The organism is Pseudoduganella aquatica (assembly GCF_009857595.1).
GTDB lineage: Bacteria > Pseudomonadota > Gammaproteobacteria > Burkholderiales > Burkholderiaceae_D > Rugamonas > Rugamonas aquatica_A.
This window is the reverse complement of record NZ_WWCU01000007.1, coordinates 1-16,722: the sequence shown is the minus strand read 5'-3', so window position 1 is coordinate 16,722 and position 16,722 is coordinate 1. Positions and strand designations below refer to the sequence as shown.

Annotated in this window: 12 protein-coding genes; 8 read left to right on the top strand and 4 right to left on the bottom strand. The window is 66.9% G+C overall.

Features of this window, described 5'->3' with window-relative positions:
* Positions 1-2 precede the first annotated feature (2 nt).
* Positions 3-953, bottom strand: a complete 951-nt coding sequence (gene ylqF / locus GTP77_RS08565; RefSeq protein WP_161071756.1) for a ribosome biogenesis GTPase YlqF — start codon at positions 951-953, stop codon at positions 3-5.
* Between the two features lie 148 nt (positions 954-1,101).
* Here ylqF and GTP77_RS08560 point away from each other — a divergent pair, with 148 nt between their 5' ends.
* Positions 1,102-3,084, top strand: a complete 1,983-nt coding sequence (locus GTP77_RS08560; protein ID WP_161071755.1) for an OPT family oligopeptide transporter — start codon at positions 1,102-1,104, stop codon at positions 3,082-3,084.
* Between the two features lie 97 nt (positions 3,085-3,181).
* Positions 3,182-6,184: a hybrid sensor histidine kinase/response regulator gene (locus GTP77_RS08555; RefSeq protein ID WP_161071754.1), complete on the top strand. Its 3,003-nt coding sequence runs from the start codon at positions 3,182-3,184 to the stop codon at positions 6,182-6,184.
* 16 nt (positions 6,185-6,200) lie between these two features.
* On the opposite strand, the gene GTP77_RS08550 is transcribed toward GTP77_RS08555, so the two are convergent.
* Positions 6,201-7,127 (bottom strand): histone deacetylase family protein, encoded by a 927-nt coding sequence (locus GTP77_RS08550; RefSeq protein ID WP_161071753.1) that lies wholly within the window; start codon positions 7,125-7,127, stop codon positions 6,201-6,203.
* A gap of 94 nt (positions 7,128-7,221) precedes the next feature.
* Between GTP77_RS08550 and GTP77_RS08545 the strand changes: the two genes are divergently transcribed.
* The 5 genes from GTP77_RS08545 to GTP77_RS08525 all read left to right on the top strand — a co-directional run bounded on the left by GTP77_RS08545 (position 7,222) and on the right by GTP77_RS08525 (position 13,104).
* A complete protein-coding gene (locus GTP77_RS08545; protein WP_161071752.1) occupies positions 7,222-8,142 on the top strand; it encodes an AAA family ATPase in 921 nt (306 codons plus the stop codon).
* Between the two features lie 9 nt (positions 8,143-8,151).
* Positions 8,152-9,183 carry a DUF58 domain-containing protein gene (locus tag GTP77_RS08540; RefSeq protein ID WP_229202126.1) on the top strand — a complete coding sequence of 344 codons (1,032 nt, stop codon included), beginning with the start codon at positions 8,152-8,154 and terminating at the stop codon, positions 9,181-9,183.
* Positions 9,180-11,222, top strand: a complete 2,043-nt coding sequence (locus tag GTP77_RS08535) for a transglutaminase TgpA family protein (protein ID WP_161071751.1) — start codon at positions 9,180-9,182, stop codon at positions 11,220-11,222. Before GTP77_RS08540 ends, GTP77_RS08535 begins: the two co-directional genes overlap by 4 nt.
* Positions 11,219-12,355: a lytic murein transglycosylase B gene (gene mltB, locus GTP77_RS08530; protein ID WP_161071750.1), complete on the top strand. Its 1,137-nt coding sequence runs from the start codon at positions 11,219-11,221 to the stop codon at positions 12,353-12,355. The genes GTP77_RS08535 and mltB overlap by 4 nt, the downstream gene beginning before the upstream one ends.
* 413 nt (positions 12,356-12,768) lie before the next feature.
* Positions 12,769-13,104, top strand: a complete 336-nt coding sequence (locus tag GTP77_RS08525) for a hypothetical protein (protein ID WP_082552264.1) — start codon at positions 12,769-12,771, stop codon at positions 13,102-13,104.
* A gap of 57 nt (positions 13,105-13,161) precedes the next feature.
* Here GTP77_RS08525 and cysM read toward each other — a convergent pair whose 3' ends face one another.
* Both cysM and GTP77_RS08515 read right to left on the bottom strand, forming a co-directional pair.
* Positions 13,162-14,064: a cysteine synthase CysM gene (gene cysM, locus GTP77_RS08520; RefSeq protein WP_161071749.1), complete on the bottom strand. Its 903-nt coding sequence runs from the start codon at positions 14,062-14,064 to the stop codon at positions 13,162-13,164.
* Positions 14,065-14,144: 80 nt separating this feature from the next.
* On the bottom strand, positions 14,145-14,684 hold the full coding sequence (locus GTP77_RS08515; RefSeq protein ID WP_161071748.1) for a GNAT family N-acetyltransferase: 540 nt from the start codon (positions 14,682-14,684) through the stop codon (positions 14,145-14,147).
* Positions 14,685-14,875: 191 nt separating this feature from the next.
* Between GTP77_RS08515 and GTP77_RS08510 the strand changes: the two genes are divergently transcribed.
* Positions 14,876-16,588, top strand: coding sequence for an FAD-dependent oxidoreductase (locus tag GTP77_RS08510; RefSeq protein WP_229202134.1), 1,713 nt, complete (start codon positions 14,876-14,878; stop codon positions 16,586-16,588).
* Positions 16,589-16,722: the final 134 nt, after the last annotated feature.

Genomic DNA, 16,722 nt, shown 5'->3' with positions numbered 1-16,722 from the left:
GGTCAGGTGCCGCGCTTGCCCTTCATGCGCTCGGCTTCCTTGGCGGCAGCTTTGGCGGCGGCCAGTTCGGCTTTGATGCGCTGCTCTTCGGCGAAGGCGGCCAGGGCGGCGGCGCGGGTGGCGGGGGTCTCCAGGGAGATGCGGCCCAGCACGCCGCTGCGGTAGTCCTGCAGGAAGATGTGGGCCGCTTTTTCGTAGTCGTAGTCGCCGCCCTTGAGGCGGTAGCCGCGCTTGGCGGCGATGCCTTCGACCACGGCAATGGCGTCCATGCTCTCTATGTCCTTGTAGCCGTAGCGCGTGGCCAGCAGCTCGGGGTAGCGGCGCAGCATTTCGCCGGCCAGGAATTCGGCCACTTCTTCTTCGATCAGCGCATTCGAGCCGATGGCGTGGCTGGCGGCCAGCATCAAGCCGTCGCTCGGCATGGCGATCTTGGGCCACAGCATGCCGGGCGTGTCCACCAGCACGGTGTTTTTATCCAGGTAGAGCTTCTGCTGCACCTTGGTCACGGCCGGCTCGTCGCCCACCTTGGCCACGCGCTTTTTCAGCAGCGCGTTCATCAGCGTCGATTTGCCGACGTTGGGGATGCCCATGATCATGATGCGCAGCGGCTTGGTCGGCACGCCGCGGTGCGGCGCCAGCGCCTTGGCCAGGTCCGGAATGCGCGCCACGTCGCCCGGCTTCTTGGTGGTCATGGCGTAGGCGGTCACGCCTTCCTGGCCGTTGTAGTATTCCACCCACGCGGCGGTGGCGGCCGGGTCGGCCAGGTCGATCTTGTTGAGGATCTTCAGGCAGGGCCGCTGGCGGAACAGGCGCAGCTCTTCCACCATGGGGTTGCAGCTGGCTTCGGGCAGGCGCGCATCGACCACCTCGATCACCAGATCGGTGTTCTCCATCTGCTCGGCCGCCTTCTTCTTGGCGGCATTCATATGCCCCGGATACCATTGAATTGCCATGTCTTGCCTTCTGCTGCGTGCGTGTAATCCGCTATTTTACCTGCTCCGGCCTTTGCCGCCTCCATTGCAGTATCCGTTTGCCCGCAGGTCGGCTATCATGAGGCACAAATTTTTTCCTTTTTACAAACATTCCAGGGAGTCGTGCAAGATGACTAAAGCTTCCCCATCCACGCCAGGCGAAATCACCGTCCGCGGCGTGATCCTGGGTATCCTGATCACGCTGGTGTTCACGGCGGCGCAGGTCTATCTGGGCCTCAAAGTGGGCCTGACCTTCGCCACCTCGATCCCGGCGGCGGTGATTTCGATGGCGCTGCTGAGCGCCTTCAAGACCGCGACGATTCAAGAAAACAACATTGTGCAGACCATCGCCTCGGCCGCCGGCACGCTGGCCTCGGTGATCTTCGTGCTGCCGGGCCTGCTGATGATAGGCTGGTGGGCCAATGTGCCCTTCTGGCCGACCTTCGGCGCCTGCGCCATCGGCGGCGTGCTGGGCGTGATGTACACGGTGCCGCTGCGCCGCGCGCTGGTGTCGACCTCGGACCTGCCCTACCCGGAAGGCGTGGCCGCCGCCGAAGTGCTGAAGGTGGGCACCTCGTCGCGCGCCGGCGCCGCTGAAGGCAAGGCCGGCCTGATGGCCGTGATCCTGGGCAGCGTGGCCTCCGCGCTGTACGCGGCCGGCGCGGCCGTGAAGGTGATGGCCGGCGAAATGGCGGTCTATTTCCGCACCGGCAACGGCGCCACCGGCCTGGGCGCTTCCAGCTCGCTGGCCCTGATCGGCGCGGGCCACCTGATGGGCATCACCGTCGGCATCGCCATGCTGGCCGGCCTGGCCATCGCCTGGGGCATCCTGGTTCCCATCCTGACCGCGGCCCAGCCCATGGCGGACGCCTCGGCGGCCGACTGGGCACTGAAAGTCTGGAAAACCGATGTGCGCATGATAGGCGCGGGCGCCATCGGCGCCGCCGCCATCGTGACCCTGGCCGGCCTCGCCAAGCCCGTCATCGGCGGCCTGAAGTCGGCCATGGCCGCGTCGCGCCACGCCAAGCAGAACGGCGGCGTGCTGCCGCGCACCGAGCAGGATATGCCTATCTTTATCGTCGGCCTGGTGACGCTGATCGCCATGGTGCCGGCCGGCTGGCTGCTGGCTTCCTTCCTGCAAGGCGGCGTGCTGCAAAGCGTGGCGCCGGCGCTGATCGCTGTCGGCGTGGGCTACATCCTGGTGGCCGGCATTTTCGCCGCCGCCGTCTGCGGCTACATGGCTGGCCTGATCGGCTCCTCGAATTCCCCGGTTTCCGGCATCGCCATCCTGACCGTGCTGGGCGCCGCCCTGTCGGTGGGCGCGGTGGGCAAGCACATCATGGGTCCGGAAGTGGCGCATGCGCTGATCGCCTTTGCGCTGTTCGTCACCACCGTGGTGCTGGCCGTGGCCGTGATCGGCAACGACAACCTGCAGGATCTGAAAACCGGCCAGCTGGTCGACGCCACGCCTTGGAAGCAGCAGGTTGCGCTGCTGATCGGCGTGTTCGCCGGTTCCTGCGTGGTGCCGCCGGTGCTGGAGCTGCTGAACCGCGCCAACGGCTTTGCCGGCGCGCCCAATCTGCAGGCCATCTCCTCGCAGCCGCTGGCCGCGCCGCAGGCGACGCTGATCTCCACGCTGGCCAAGGGCGTTATCGGTGGCAATCTGCCGTGGCACCTGATCGGCTGGGGCGCCGCCCTGGGCCTGGGCCTGGTGGTGCTCAACTTCGTGCTGAAAAAAGCGTCGGGCAACAAGTACAGCCTGCCGCCGCTGGGCGTGGGCCTGGCGATCTACCTGCCGAGCGCCGTGACCGCGCCGGTGGTGGTGGGCGCCGTCGCCGGCTACCTGTTCGAACGCGCCGTGCACCACCAGAGCTGGGGTGAAGTGGCCAAGCGCCTGGGCGTGCTGATCATGTCCGGCTTCATCGTCGGCGAGAGCCTGTTCAACGTGGCGCTGGCCGGCCTGATCGTGCTGTCCGGCGAAGGCGAGCCGCTGGCCATCGCCAACTCGCTGAGCGAACACGCCACCATGGTGGTGTCGCTGGTGGTGGGCGCCGCCGTGGTGTCCGCCCTGTACCGCTGGTCCAGCACCAGCGCCAAGCGCGTCGGCGCCTAAGCACAGGCGGCCCCGCGCCGCCTTCCGTGTGTCGTATATATGCGTAGGGCGGGTTAGCAGCGCAGCTGCGTAACCCGCCATGTGTTAATGTAAGCACATGAGATTCGAGACACTGCGGCGATTGCGCAAGCTATTTACTGTGCTGGTAGTGGCAGTGGCGGCGGCATTCCTGATCGTCACTGGTTTCGTACTCCACACCCTGCACGAAAGCCGCCAGCGCTACTTCGCCAATGCGGAAGAAACCTCCCGCAATCTCGCCATTACACTGGAACATTTCCTGCGCGGCCACTTCTACGAAGTGGACCTGGCCATGCGCCGCGCCGGGCAGGAATTCCGCGCCATGCACGCCGAGCACCGCTTCAGCGACGCCGCCTTCAGCGCCTATCTGCGCTCGCTCAAGGAACGCATTCCCCACGCGCGCTCGGTGCGCGGCTCGGACAACGAGGGCCGGGTGATCTACGGCGAGGACATCGACCTGTCCAAGATCCAGAACCTGAGCATCCGCGAGTTCTACCCGCGCGCACAGAAGGAGCGCGAACTGGTGTTCGGCGTGCCGGTCAAGTCGCGCATCACGGGCGACTGGGTACTGCCGCTGGTCTACGCACTCACCTACGAGGACGGCCGCTTCGGCGGCACGGCCTATGTGAACATGACCACCAGCACCATCACCGACGTGCTGAAGTCCCTCAACGTGGGGGCGAATGGCGTAATCACCCTGGTGGACAAAGACCGCCGCATGCTGCACCGCTACCCGGAGGTGGCCGAAGTGCCGCTGGGTTCCCAGGTCATGCTGTCGGCGCCCACGCTGGCGGTGCTGAACAGCCAGCGCCAGCACGCCACCTACACCACCACCAGCGTGCGCGACGGCCTGCAGCGCGTGGTCAGCATCGAACGCATCGGCCAGTATCCGGTGTTCGTGCTGGTGGGCCTGTCCAGCGACGACTTCCTGGCGCCCTGGCGCAAGGAAGCCGTCAACGACGCCATGTTCCTGGCGCTGCTGTTCATCATGGCGGCCGGCTCCCTGCTGGGCGGGCGCTACGCCTTGCGCCAGCAGGCCCGCACGGTGGAAAAACTGACCGAGGCCAAGGACCAGGCGCTGGAAGCGGGCCGCGCCAAGTCGGACTTCGTGGCGAACATGAGCCACGAAATCCGGACACCGATGAACGCGGTGCTGGGCATGCTGCAGCTGCTGCAGCAAACGCAGCTCGACGGCCGCCAGCGCGACTACGCAGCCAAGGCGGAATCGGCGGCGCGCGCCCTGCTTGGCCTGCTCAACGACATCCTCGATTTCTCCAAGGTGGAAGCGGGCAAGCTGGCGCTGGACCTGCATCCATTCAGCCTGGACCGGCTGCTGCGCGACCTGTCCGTGATCCTGTCCGCCTACGTGGGCGGCAAGCCGGTTGAGGTGCTGTTCGAGGTTGATCCCGCGCTGCCGCCCTGGCTGCTGGGCGACTCGCTGCGCCTGCAGCAGATCCTGCTGAACCTGACCGGCAACGCCATCAAGTTCACCGAGCAGGGCGAGGTGGTGCTGTCGGTGCGGCCGGTGCAGGGGCCGGACGGCGCGCGCATCGCCTTCGCCATCCGCGACACCGGCATCGGCATCTCGCCCGAGCAGCGCAGCCATATCTTCGACGGCTTCTCCCAGGGCGAGGCCTCCACCGCGCGCCGCTTCGGCGGCTCCGGCCTGGGGCTGGCGATCTCGCAGCGCCTGGCCCGCATGATGGGCGGGACGCTGGATGTGGCCAGCACGCCGGGCCAGGGCAGCACCTTCAGCTTCGAGCTGGCGCTGCCGCAGGCGGAGCCGCCGCCGCAGCAAGGCCATCCCGCGCAGCTGCACGCCCTGGATTGCCTGGTGGTGGACGACAACCCCAGCGCGCGCCAGGTGCTGGCGGCCATGGCGGCGTCCTTCGGCTGGCGCGTTGACACGGCCGACAATGGCCTGGACGCGATCCGGCTGGCGATGGAACGCAGCGCGGGCCACCCTTACGACGTGCTGCTGGTGGACTGGCGCATGCCGCTGCTGGACGGCTGGGAAACCAGCGTGCGCCTGCGCGAGCTGCTGCCCGCCGCCGCCACGCCCTTGATCATCATGGTCACCGCATATGACCGCGAGCAGCTGGCGCAGAAGCAGGCGCAGGAGCCTGCCCGGGCCGCGCCGGTGCTGGACGGGGTTCTGGTCAAGCCGGTCACGGCGTCGATGCTGTTCAACGCGGTGGCCGACGCGCGCTCCGGCCAGCGCCCCGCCCTGCTGGACCAGCCGCCGCAGTCGCGGCGCTTGCTGAACCGGGTGAGCATCCTGCTGGTGGAGGACAATCCGACCAACCAGCAAGTGGCGCGCGAGCTGCTGAGCCACGAGGGCGCGCTGGTGGAGGTGGCCGCCTGCGGGCAGGACGCCATCTCCGCCGTGCGGCGCGAGGGGCCGCTGCCGGACGTGGTGCTGATGGATATCCAGATGCCGGACATGGACGGCTACGAGGCCACGCGCGCCATCCTTGCCGAACTGGGCGAGCGCGCGCCGCCCATTATCGCCATGACGGCCAACGCCATGCAGTCGGACCGGGATCTGGCGCTGGCGGCGGGCATGGTGGACCACGTGGGCAAGCCCTTCGACCTGCAGCAGCTGATCGGGGTCATCCTGTCCCACGCGGGACCTCGGCGCGAACAGGCTGCGGCCGGCGTGACGGCGGCAATCGGCGCAGCGGCAGCCGGCCCGGCTAGCGCAGCGGCAATCGGCGCGGCGGCGCGCACCGAACCGCCGGCGCGGCTGGACTCGGCCGGCGCCATCAAGCGCATGGGCGGCCTGGTGCCGGTCTACCAGATCGCCCTGCGCAGCTTCAATGCGGAAGCCGCGCTGATTGCGGCGGAGCTGCGCGCGGCACTCGATACGGAAGGCTGCGCAGGCGCCGCGTCCGCGCTGCATACGCTCAAAGGACTGGCCGGCACCATAGGCGCCAACGAACTCAGCCAGCTGGCGGCGCAGGCGGAACAAGCGCTGCGCAAGGAAGCCGGGCCGGCGGCGTGCCGGGCCACGGTCCAGGCGGTGCTGGCGGCCATCCCCAATATAGTCGAACAGGTGGACCTGAAGCTGGCGCCGCGTTAAGACGTGCCAGAGCGGCCTACAGCTCCGCCAGCGCCTTCACGTGGGCCACTACGCTGCGGCCCAGCGCCGACAGGTTGTAGCCGCCCTCCAGGCAGCTCACGATACGGCCTTGCGCGTAGTCCTTGGCCACGGCCATCACCTGCTGCGTCATCCAGGCGTAGTCCGCCTCCACCAGGCCCATGCCGCCGATGTCGTCCTCGCGGTGCGCGTCGAAACCGGCCGAGATGAAGATCATCTCCGGCTTGAAGGCGTGCAGCGCGGGCAGCCACTTGTCCAGCACCAGCTGGCGCACCACGTCGCCCTTGGAATGCGCCGGGACCGGCACGTTCACCCGGTTCGGCGTTTCCGCCGCCACCGCGCTGTAGGGATAGAAGGGATGCTGGAAGAAGCTCACCATCAGCGCGCGCGGCTCGTCCATCAGCGCCTCCTCGGTGCCGTTGCCGTGGTGGACGTCGAAATCCACGATGGCCACGCGCTGCAGGCCGCGCACGTCCAGCGCGTGCTTGGCCGCGATGGCGATGTTGTTGAACATGCAGAAGCCCATGGGCTCGGTCGGCCGCGCGTGGTGGCCCGGCGGGCGGATGGCGCAAAAGGCGTTGCCGATTTCGCCGTCGATCACCGCGTCCGTGGCCGCCACGGCGGCGCCGGCGGCGCGCAGGGCCGCCTGCCAGCTATGGGCGTTGAGCGAGGTGTCGCCGTCGATGGGGTAGTAGTCGCCCGCCTCCGGCACGTTGTCGCGCACAATGCCGATGGCGTTGCGGCTATGGTTGCGCTCTATGTCGGACAGCGCCGCCAGCGGCGCCTCGCGGTGTTCCAGCAGGTCGTCAATGTGAGAATTGATGAGCTGGTCGGCAATCGCTTGCAGCCGGGCGGGCGATTCTGGATGCCACTCGCCCATCTCGTGGCGCAGGCAGTCTGGGTGGCTGTAAATTGCTGTACTCATGTCTCGTGTCTCTACCGCAGCGATCGGGGTGGTTCCCATGCGGGTTCTCGCATAGAATCAGGTTGTAATCTACCACGGGATAATAACAGGAACCATGTATACCAAACTGCATGCGGTAGCGCGCCAGGTGGGCCAGGTCATCGTCGGCAAGGACCAGCAAGTGCGCCTGGCGCTCACTTGCATGCTGGCCGGCGGCCATTTATTGGTGGAGGACGTGCCGGGCGTGGGCAAGACTACGCTGGCGCACGCGCTGGCCATTTCGCTGGGCCTCAATTTCAACCGCATCCAGTTCACCAGCGACCTGCTGCCGGCCGACGTCTCCGGCATTTCCATCTACGAGCGCGAAAAGAACGGCTTCGCCTTCCATCCCGGCCCCATCTTCACGCAGGTGCTGCTGGCCGACGAGATCAACCGCGCCACGCCCAAGACCCAGTCCGGGCTGCTGGAAGCGATGGAGGAACGCCAGGTTTCGGCCGACGGCGTCACGCGCCCGTTGCCCGAGCCTTTCTTCGTGATCGCCACCCAGAACCCGCTGCACCAGGTTGGCACCTTCCCGCTGCCGGAGTCGCAGCTGGACCGCTTCCTGATGTGCCTCTCGCTGGGCTATCCCGACCCGGCCGCCGAACGCGCCCTGCTGCTGGGCGACGACCGGCGCGCCATGCTCAAGTCGCTGCCGCCGGCCATGAGTTCGGCCGAATTGCTGGAGGCGCAGCGCAGCCTGCGCCGCATCCACGTCTCGCCCGCGCTGGCCACTTATGTGCAGGCGCTGGCCCAGGCCTCGCGCCAGAACGGCGCCTTCGCCGAGGGCCTGAGTCCGCGCGCGGCGCTGGCGCTGCTGCAGGCGGCGCGCGCCTGGGCCGCGCTGGAGGGGCGCGACCACGTTCTGCCGGAGGACGTGCAGGCGGTGCTGGTGCCGGTCTGCGCGCACCGGCTGCGGCCACTGAAAGCGGCGCACGGCGTGGCCCTGGCCAGCCGCGACCTGGTGCTGCAATTGCAGGCATCGGTGCCGGTGTAAGCCCGCGCCATGCAAACCATGCAGGACGCCGGCGCACCCCGGCCACTATCCCCTCCGCCCCCCGGCCGGCTGCGGGCCTGGCTGAACAGCTGGCTGTTCCAGCTGCGCGGCCCGGAACCGGGCGAGGTGCTGCTGGTGATGCGGCGCGTCTTCATCGTCCCCACGCGGCCCGGCATGGCGTTCACGGGACTGCTGCTGATCATGCTGATCGGCTCCATCAATTACACGCTGGGCCTGGGCTTTGCGCTGACCTTCTTCACCGGCGCCTGCGCCGTGGCCGACATGGTCATGACGGCCCGCAACCTGGCCATGCTGCGCCTGGCGCCGGGGCGGGCGCAGCCGGTGTTCTCCGGGCAGGAGGCGCAGTTCGAACTGCAAGTCCACAACGGCACGGCGCGCAGCCGCTACGGCGTGTGGCTGGGCTTCCAGCACGACGGCGAGCCGCGCCAGGCGCTCGACGTGCCGGCCGGCGGCAGCGCGGCGCTGGTGCTGGCGGCAGCCACCGAGGGGCGCGGCTGGCTGGCGGCGCCGCGCGTGCGCCTGGTGACGCGTTTTCCGCTCGGCCTGTTCCGCGCCTGGGCTTACTGGGAGCCGGACCTGCGCGTGCTGGTCTATCCCGCTCCGGAAAACAACGCGCCGCCGCTGCCGGTGAGCGGCGCGGCCAGCGAGGACGGGCACGGCCAGGTGGGGCTGGATAATTTCGCCGGCATCCGCAGCTACCAGCCGGGCGACCCCATGCGCCACCTGGCCTGGCGCCAGATCGCGCGGCACGACCCGGCGCTGGGCGGACAGCTCAGCACCAAGCATTTCGAGGGCGGCGCGGTGGCCGAGATGGTGCTCGACTTCGCGCTTCTGCCTTACACCCTGGACCTGGAGCTGCGGCTGTCGCGCATGGCGCGCTGGGTGCTGGAGGCCGAGCAGCGCGCCCTGCCCTACGGCTTCCGCCTGGGCCACCACGACCTGCCGCCCGCCTTGGGCGACGCTCACCGGAGCGCCTGCCTGCGCGCGCTGGCCCTGTATGGACAGGAGGCCTACGCGTGAGCGCGCGTGGCGCAGCATCGGCCGGGCCGCTGGCACGATGGGCGCAGCGGCTCACGCGCGACAAGGCCGACACGCTGCTGCTGCTGGCCGCAGCCCTGCTGGTGCTGGCGCCGCACTTCGGCCATCTGCCCCCGTGGACCAGCGCCGTCATCTGCTGCGTGCTGCTGTGGCGCGGCGCCATCACGCTGCGGGGGCGCCGCATGCCGCCGCTGTGGCTGCTGCTGCCGGTGTCGCTGCTGGCCATGGGCGGCGTCTACCTGTCCTTCCGCACCCTGCTGGGCCGCGACGCGGGCGTGGCCATGCTGGCCCTGCTGCTGGCCTTCAAGCTGCTGGAAATGCACGCCAGGCGCGACCTGTTCGTGGTCATCTTCCTCAGCTTCTTCCTGCTGCTGACCAATTTCTTCTACTCCCAGTCCATCTTCACCGGCCTGTGCATGGTGGCCACCATCATCGTGCTGCTGGCCACGCTGATGACCTTCCAGTACACCGGCGCCGTGCCGCCGCTGCGCCAGCGCCTGCTGGTGGCGGGCAAAATCTTCCTGGCCGCCGCGCCGCTGGCCCTGGTGCTGTTCTTCGCCTTCCCGCGCATCCAGGGCCCGCTGTGGGGCCTGCCCGGCGACGCCCGCAGCGCCCGCAGCGGCATTTCGGACACCATGTCGCCCGGCAGCATGACCGGCCTGGCGCTGTCGGACGAGGTGGCTTACCGGGTGCGCTTCTTCGGCCCGCTGCCGCCGCAGAACCAGCTCTACTGGCGCGGCATTGTGCTGAGCAACTACGACGGCAGCACCTGGACCCGCACCGAACGCCCCCGCTACCGCGCCGGCGAAAGCAACTCGCGCGCCTCCGTGCTGGGCGAGCCGCTGCGCCATGAAGTGACCATGGAGCCCACCGGCAAGCGCTGGCTGTTCGCGCTGGAGCTGACCAATCCCAACCTGCCCATGCCCGGCCTGGGCGCCGGCCTGAGCGACGAGTTCGAGTTCATCAGCCGCGAGCCCGTGCACCAGCGGCTGCGCTACCAGGCCAGCGCCTACCTGTCCTACCGCCTGCAGCCCAGCCTGGACGGCGCGCAGCTGGCCCGCGCGCTGCGGCTGCCGGTCGGCTACAACCCGCGCACCCTGGCGCTGGCGGCCACGCTGCGCCAGCCCGGCGGCCCCGCGGACTCGGCCCAGGCCGTGCTGCGCATGTTCCGCACCCAGCAGTTCAGCTACACGCTGGAGCCGCCGCTGCTGGGCCGCAACGCGGTGGACGACTTCCTGTTCGGCAGCAAGGCCGGCTTCTGCGAGCACTACGCCGGCGCCTTCGTGGTGCTGATGCGCGCCATGGGCGTGCCGGCGCGCGTGGTCACCGGCTACCAGGGCGGCGAACTGAACCCCGTGGACGGCTACCTCACCGTGCGCCAGTCCGACGCCCACGCCTGGGCCGAAATCTGGGCCGAGGGCCAAGGCTGGCTGCGGGTCGATCCCACCTCCGCCGTCGCGCCCGAGCGCATCAACCAGGGCCTGGGCCGCGCGCTGCCGCAGCAAGCGCCGTTCGGCCTGACCGGCCTGGACGGCCTGATGAATTTCGCCAATGACAGCAATTCGTGGCTGGCGAAACTCAGATTCCGCGCACTGGCGGTGAATAATGCGTGGAATCAATGGGTCCTGGATTACAATCCAGATAGGCAGAGCAGTTTCCTTGCGGAACTATCCGGCGCCTTCGGCAACTGGCGCAGCGGCGCGGCGCTGGCGGCGTCCGCCCTGCTGGCGCTGGCGATGCTGCAGCTGCGCAAACGGCGCGCCCTGGTCCCGCCGGATCCGGTGGACGCGGTGTACGCGGCGTTCTGCCGCATAATGGCCCGGCGCGGCATGGCGCGCGCGCCGCACGAAGGACCGCACAGCTACGCCCGCCGCCTGCAGGCGATGGCGGGGCAGGAAGATAAGAAAGAGGCCATGCTGGCCTTTCTGGAATTGTATGGCGCGCTCAAGTATGCAGCGCCTGCTGATGAGATAACGGCGCCCGCCAAAAGGCTGGCCATTTTGCTGAAACGAATTCAATGAAACTGTCTTTGCACACCAACACGCTCTCCTCCGCCCTGCTGGCATTGGCACTGGCCGGTACCGCGCCGGCGCCAGCCGCCGCCGCCACGCCCGCCGCGCACAGCAAAGCGAAGGCCAAGAAAGCCAAGCCCGCCAAGGCCGTCCCGGCCAAGAAAACCGACTACGAAGGCGAATTCGTCAATTTCGGCCAGTGGAAGGAAGTGGGCCAGTTCCTCGACGAAATGGCCGCCAAGCACGGCTTTGACCGCAAGGAACTGGAAGCGACCATGATGCAGGTGCGCTACGTGGACTCGGCCGTGCAGCTGATGAAGCCGGCCCCTCCCGGCAAGCCGAAGAACTGGCAGGCCTACAGCAAGCTGTTCATCGAGCCGGTGCGCATCAACGGCGGCGTGAAATTCTGGAACGAGAACCGCGAGGCGCTGGCGCGCGCCGAGGCGCTGTACGGCGTGCCGGCGGAAATCATCGTCGGCATCATCGGTGTGGAAACCGTGTATGGCAGCAACACCGGCCGCTTCCGCGTCATGGACGCGCTCACCACGCTGGCCTTCGCCTACCCGCTGGCGCCCGCGCGCGAGGCGCGCATGGCCTTCTTCAAGGGAGAACTGGAAAGCACGCTGCTGTACGCGCGCCAGGCCGGCATTGATCCCTTCTCGCTGCTGGGTTCCTACGCCGGCGCTGTGGGCCTGCCGCAGTTTATGCCAAGCAACATTATGAAATACGCAGTGGATTTCGACGGCAACGGCCGGGTGGACCTGCGCAACTCGCCCACCGACGCCATCGGCAGCGTGGCCGCCTTCCTGGTGGCGCACGGCTGGCGCCGCGACGACCCGGGTCCGCTGGTGTATGCCGCCACCGTCTCGCCCAGCCGCCAGTGGGAACGCTTTATCAACCAGGGCCTGGAAGCAAAATTCCGCCCGCAGGACTTGATGTCCGCCGGCGTCGTCACCACTTCCACCTTGCCGGAAGGAATGAATTTCGGTCTGGTGGATTTGCAGAACGGCTCCGAGCCGACTGAGTTCTGGCTGGGCAGCAATAATTTCTTCTCGATTACGCAATACAATCGCAGCTACTTCTACGCCATGTCGGTGCTGGAGCTGGGACGCGCCATCAAATTATCGCGCCGCGACTTGTAAGGAAGCGTAAAGCCACTTGAAATCTTGCCTCGTGGCAGCTATTGTATAATTGATAGTTGGAAACACGACAGGAATCATATCGTGCGGCAATGCTGAGCGATTTTGCCCTATACTCAACTTTGTGCAAAAGACAAAGAATGGTGCGGGATCTGCAGAGGCATGGTAGCACACGCAGCTGGCGGCAATTCTCACACATTGTTGCGGACGGACAACGATATCTACGTGCAACAGTTATTTTTTATTGCTCGTAAGTATTACATTGCGTGATGTTGTACAATTGTGTATATATTATGAAACTTGTTATTTCGGAATTCCGTCCGTGTGGTGAATTCGTTCCCGAGTAAGGATGAACATGGCTAGGCTCCGAGTGTTTCACTTTGCAGGACAAACTTTACAGAAGGAACAGACGAATCATGACTAACCAAGTGGGTATCGATATGAACAGCGATTCGGAAGGCGATGATCTGCTGCAATACAATCCGAACCGGCTGCTCGACACGCTGATCGAAAACCTGCGCCTGAAAAACGATGCCGCCCTGTCGCGCGCATTGGAAGTGGCGCCACCGGTGATCAGCAAAATCCGCCACCACCGCCTGCCGGTGGGTGCTTCGCTGCTGATCCGCATGCATGAAGTAAGCGATCTGAGCATTCGTGACCTGCGCTACCTGATGGGCGACCGCCGCAACAAGTTCCGCATCAGCGACAAGCAGTTCAAGCCTAAAGAAGGCGAAACGCCGAACCAGGGCTAAGCCGCCCCGGTTTGCGATCCCTCCCCCGCGCGGGCGGAGGGATAAAGTCCTTTGCCCTTACGCCGGGAACACGCCGGTCGACAGGTAGCGGTCGCCCCGGTCGCAGACGATGAACACGATGGTTGCGTTCTCCACGGTCTGCGAAATGCGCAATGCAATCTCGCACGCGCCCGCCGCCGAAATTCCACAAAAGATGCCTTCCTCGGCAGCCAGCCTGCGCGCCATGCGCTCGGCCGCCGCCTGCGTCACGTATTCCACCTGGTCCACGCGCGCCTTGTCGTAAATCTTCGGCAGATAGGCTTCCGGCCATTTGCGGATGCCGGCGATCTGCGAGCCTTCCTCCGGCTGCGCGCCGATAATGCGCACCGCCTCGCTCTGCTCCTTCAAGTACTGCGACACGCCCATGATGGTGCCGGTGGTACCCATGGCGCTGACGAAGTGGGTGACGCGGCCGCCGGTGTCGCGCCAGATTTCCGGGCCGGTGCCCTCGTAGTGGGCGCGCGGATTGTCGCCGTTGCCGAACTGGTCCAGGATAATGCCCTTGCCGTCCTTCTGCATCTGCTCGGCCATGTCGCGCGCGTATTCCATGCCGCCGGTCTTGGGCGTGAGCAGGATCTGCGCGCCGTAGGCGGCCATGGCCTGCTTGCGCTCCTCGCTCTGGTTTTCCGGCATCAGCAGCAGCATCTTGTAGCCGCGGATGGCGGCCGCCATCGCCAGCGCAATGCCGGTGTTGCCGGAGGTCGCTTCGATCAGCGTGTCGCCCGGCTTGATGTCGCCGCGCTCCTCGGCGCGGCGCAGCATGGACATGGCGGCGCGGTCCTTGACGGAACCGGCCGGATTATTGCCTTCCAGCTTGCCCAGGATAATGTTGCCGCGCGCGTCGGCGTCGGCGCCGGGGATGCGTTTCAGCTGCACCAGGGGCGTGTTGCCGATCGTATCGGCAATAGTCATGTAAGCCATTGAGTTCTGTTTTCGTTCAGCAAAAAAGATCATTTTAATCCGGGACGCGAAAGCGCGCCCGGCACGGGGTTGGCCGGACCTTACAGCTTCACGCTCATCAGCGTGTAAGCGAGCTGCTCGCCGTCGATGCGGAACATGTCGGCGATTTCGCCGGTCTGCCGGAAGCCGCAGTCGCGGTAGAGCGCGCGCGCCGGTTCGTTAATGCTCAGCACTTCCAGGTCCACCCACTCGAGGCCGGCCTGGCGCGCCCAATCCATGGCGGACCGCACCAGCACCCGGCCCAGGCCCTGGCGCCGCGCCATGCGGTGCACACCCATGCCCAGCAAGGCGCGGTGGGCGCTGCCGCCCTCGGGCCGCGCGCGCAGGTCGACGTGGCCGAGAATGCCGTCCTGGCCGGTGGCGGCCCAGGCGCGGCGCCAGCCCGGCTGGCCGACGGCAATGCCCATGCCCTTGATAAAGGCGACGGCTTTTTCCTCCGGGAAGACCGACTGGCTGCGCGGCATGGGCTGAAACAGCGGATGGCCGTGCGTGCCGTTGTCCCTCAGGTGATCGTTCAGGTAGACGAAAAACTGCTCGGTTTCGCGCGGATCGAGCGCGCGGATGGAGGGGACGACGGGCATAAATAGCTTATCAGGGAGAATTGCAAAAAATAATTGCAAAGATTGTACCAGCCTGGCTCCCCAATAAGATGTTGGCATGAAAGCCGGGGCATGCGATAGACTGTCCGTAACAAAAACCCGCCCCTTATTTCACGAATACCGCCATGGCCAACGACACCCCTTTCGAAGCAGAAGTGAACGCCAGCGTAGCCATGGGCACTTTGCCCAGCTCGCTGGAATCGCGCCGCCACCAGATGTTCCCCACGCTGAGCGAAGCGGAGATCAAGCGCATGCACCGCTTCGGCACCGTGCGCCATTTCCGCAACGGCGAACGCCTGTTCGAAGCCGGCCGCACCACCTTCGGCATGCTGGTGATCCTGACAGGCCGGGTGGCCATCAGCCGCTACGACGGTCTGGGCAACACCTCGCTGATCATCGAACACGGCGCGGGCCAGTTCTGCGGCGAGGTGGGCCAGCTGTCGGACCGCCCTTCGCTGGTCAACGGCGACGCGGTCGGCGACGTGGAAGTGCTGGTGATCCCGTCCGAATCGCTGCGAGCGCTGGTGGTGGCGGAAGCCGAGCTGGGCGAGCGCCTTGTGCGCGCGCTAATCCTGCGCCGCGTGGGCCTGATCGAAGCGCCGTCGGGCGGCCCCGTGCTGGTGGGCGCGCCCGGCCATCCACGCCTGCACAATCTGCAGACCTGGCTGCAGAGCAACGGCCATCCCTATTCCGTGCTGGACCCGAAGTCCGACGCCCAGGCGCGCGCGCTGTGCGAGCACTACCAGCCGCAGCCCGAGGACATGCCGCTGGTGGTGTGCCCGGACGGCAGCGTGAAAATGAACCCCACCAATGTGGAGCTGGGCCGCTGCCTGGGCATGCTGCCCGAGCTGAGCAGCGACAAGGTGTGGGACGTGATCGTGGTGGGCGCCGGCCCGGCCGGACTGGCGACGGCGGTATATGCCGCGTCCGAAGGCCTGTCGGTGCTGGCGCTGGAAACGCGCGCCTTCGGCGGCCAGGCGGCAGCCAGCGCGCGCATTGAAAACTACCTGGGCTTCCCGACCGGCATTTCCGGCGGCGCGCTGGCCGGACGCGCTTATGTGCAGTCGCAGAAGTTCGGCGTCGAGATCGCCATTCCGGCGCCGGCCGGGCGGCTTATCTGCGACACCTATCCGCTGCAGGTGGAAATGTGCGGCAGCCTGACGCGGCTGCAGGCCAAGACCGTGGTGCTGTCCTGCGGCGCGCGCTACCGCCGTCCATCGCTGGCCAACCTGAAGCAGTTCGAAGGACGCGGCGTGTACTACTGGGCCTCGCCTATCGAGGCCAAGCTGTGCAAGACCGAGGAGGTCATCCTGGTAGGCGGCGGCAATTCGGCGGGGCAGGCGGCGGTGTTCCTGTCCGGGCACGCGTCCAAGGTGCACATGCTGGTGCGCGGGCCGAGCCTGGCGGCCACCATGTCCAGCTACCTGATCGAGCGCATCCAGGCCACGCCGAATATCGTGCTGCACACGCATAGCGAGATTGTAGCGCTGGAGGGGGATGACGAACTGGGGCTGCAGCAGGTGCGCGTGCGCTGCGGGCGGGACGACTCGGAAACCGACTACGACGTGTGCCGCGTGTTCCTGTTTATCGGCGCCGACCCGAATACGGGCTGGCTCAGCGACTGCGGCGTGGACGTCGACCCCAAGGGCTTTATCCGCACCGGCTTCGACGTGACCAAGGCGCAGTGCAAGGCCAACTTCTCCAAGGGGGTGTACCCGGCCGACCTGCCCTCGCGGGCGGCGCTGGAAACCAGCGTGCCCGGCGTGTTCGCTATCGGCGACGTGCGCGCCAACTCCACCAAGCGGGTGGCGGCGGCGGTGGGAGAAGGCGCGGCGGTGGTGTCGCAGATCCACGCCTTCCTGGCCAACCTGCCGCCGGCGTTGTAGCCGGCCGTGGCGGGTTACGGCTTCGCCTAACCCGCCCTTGTATTATTCCATCTGCCCCGAAAACGGAACGTCGGGGCAGAGCAACTGGATGCCGTACCCGCCCTTGGTCGCCAAGACCGTGATGTAGATTTCGC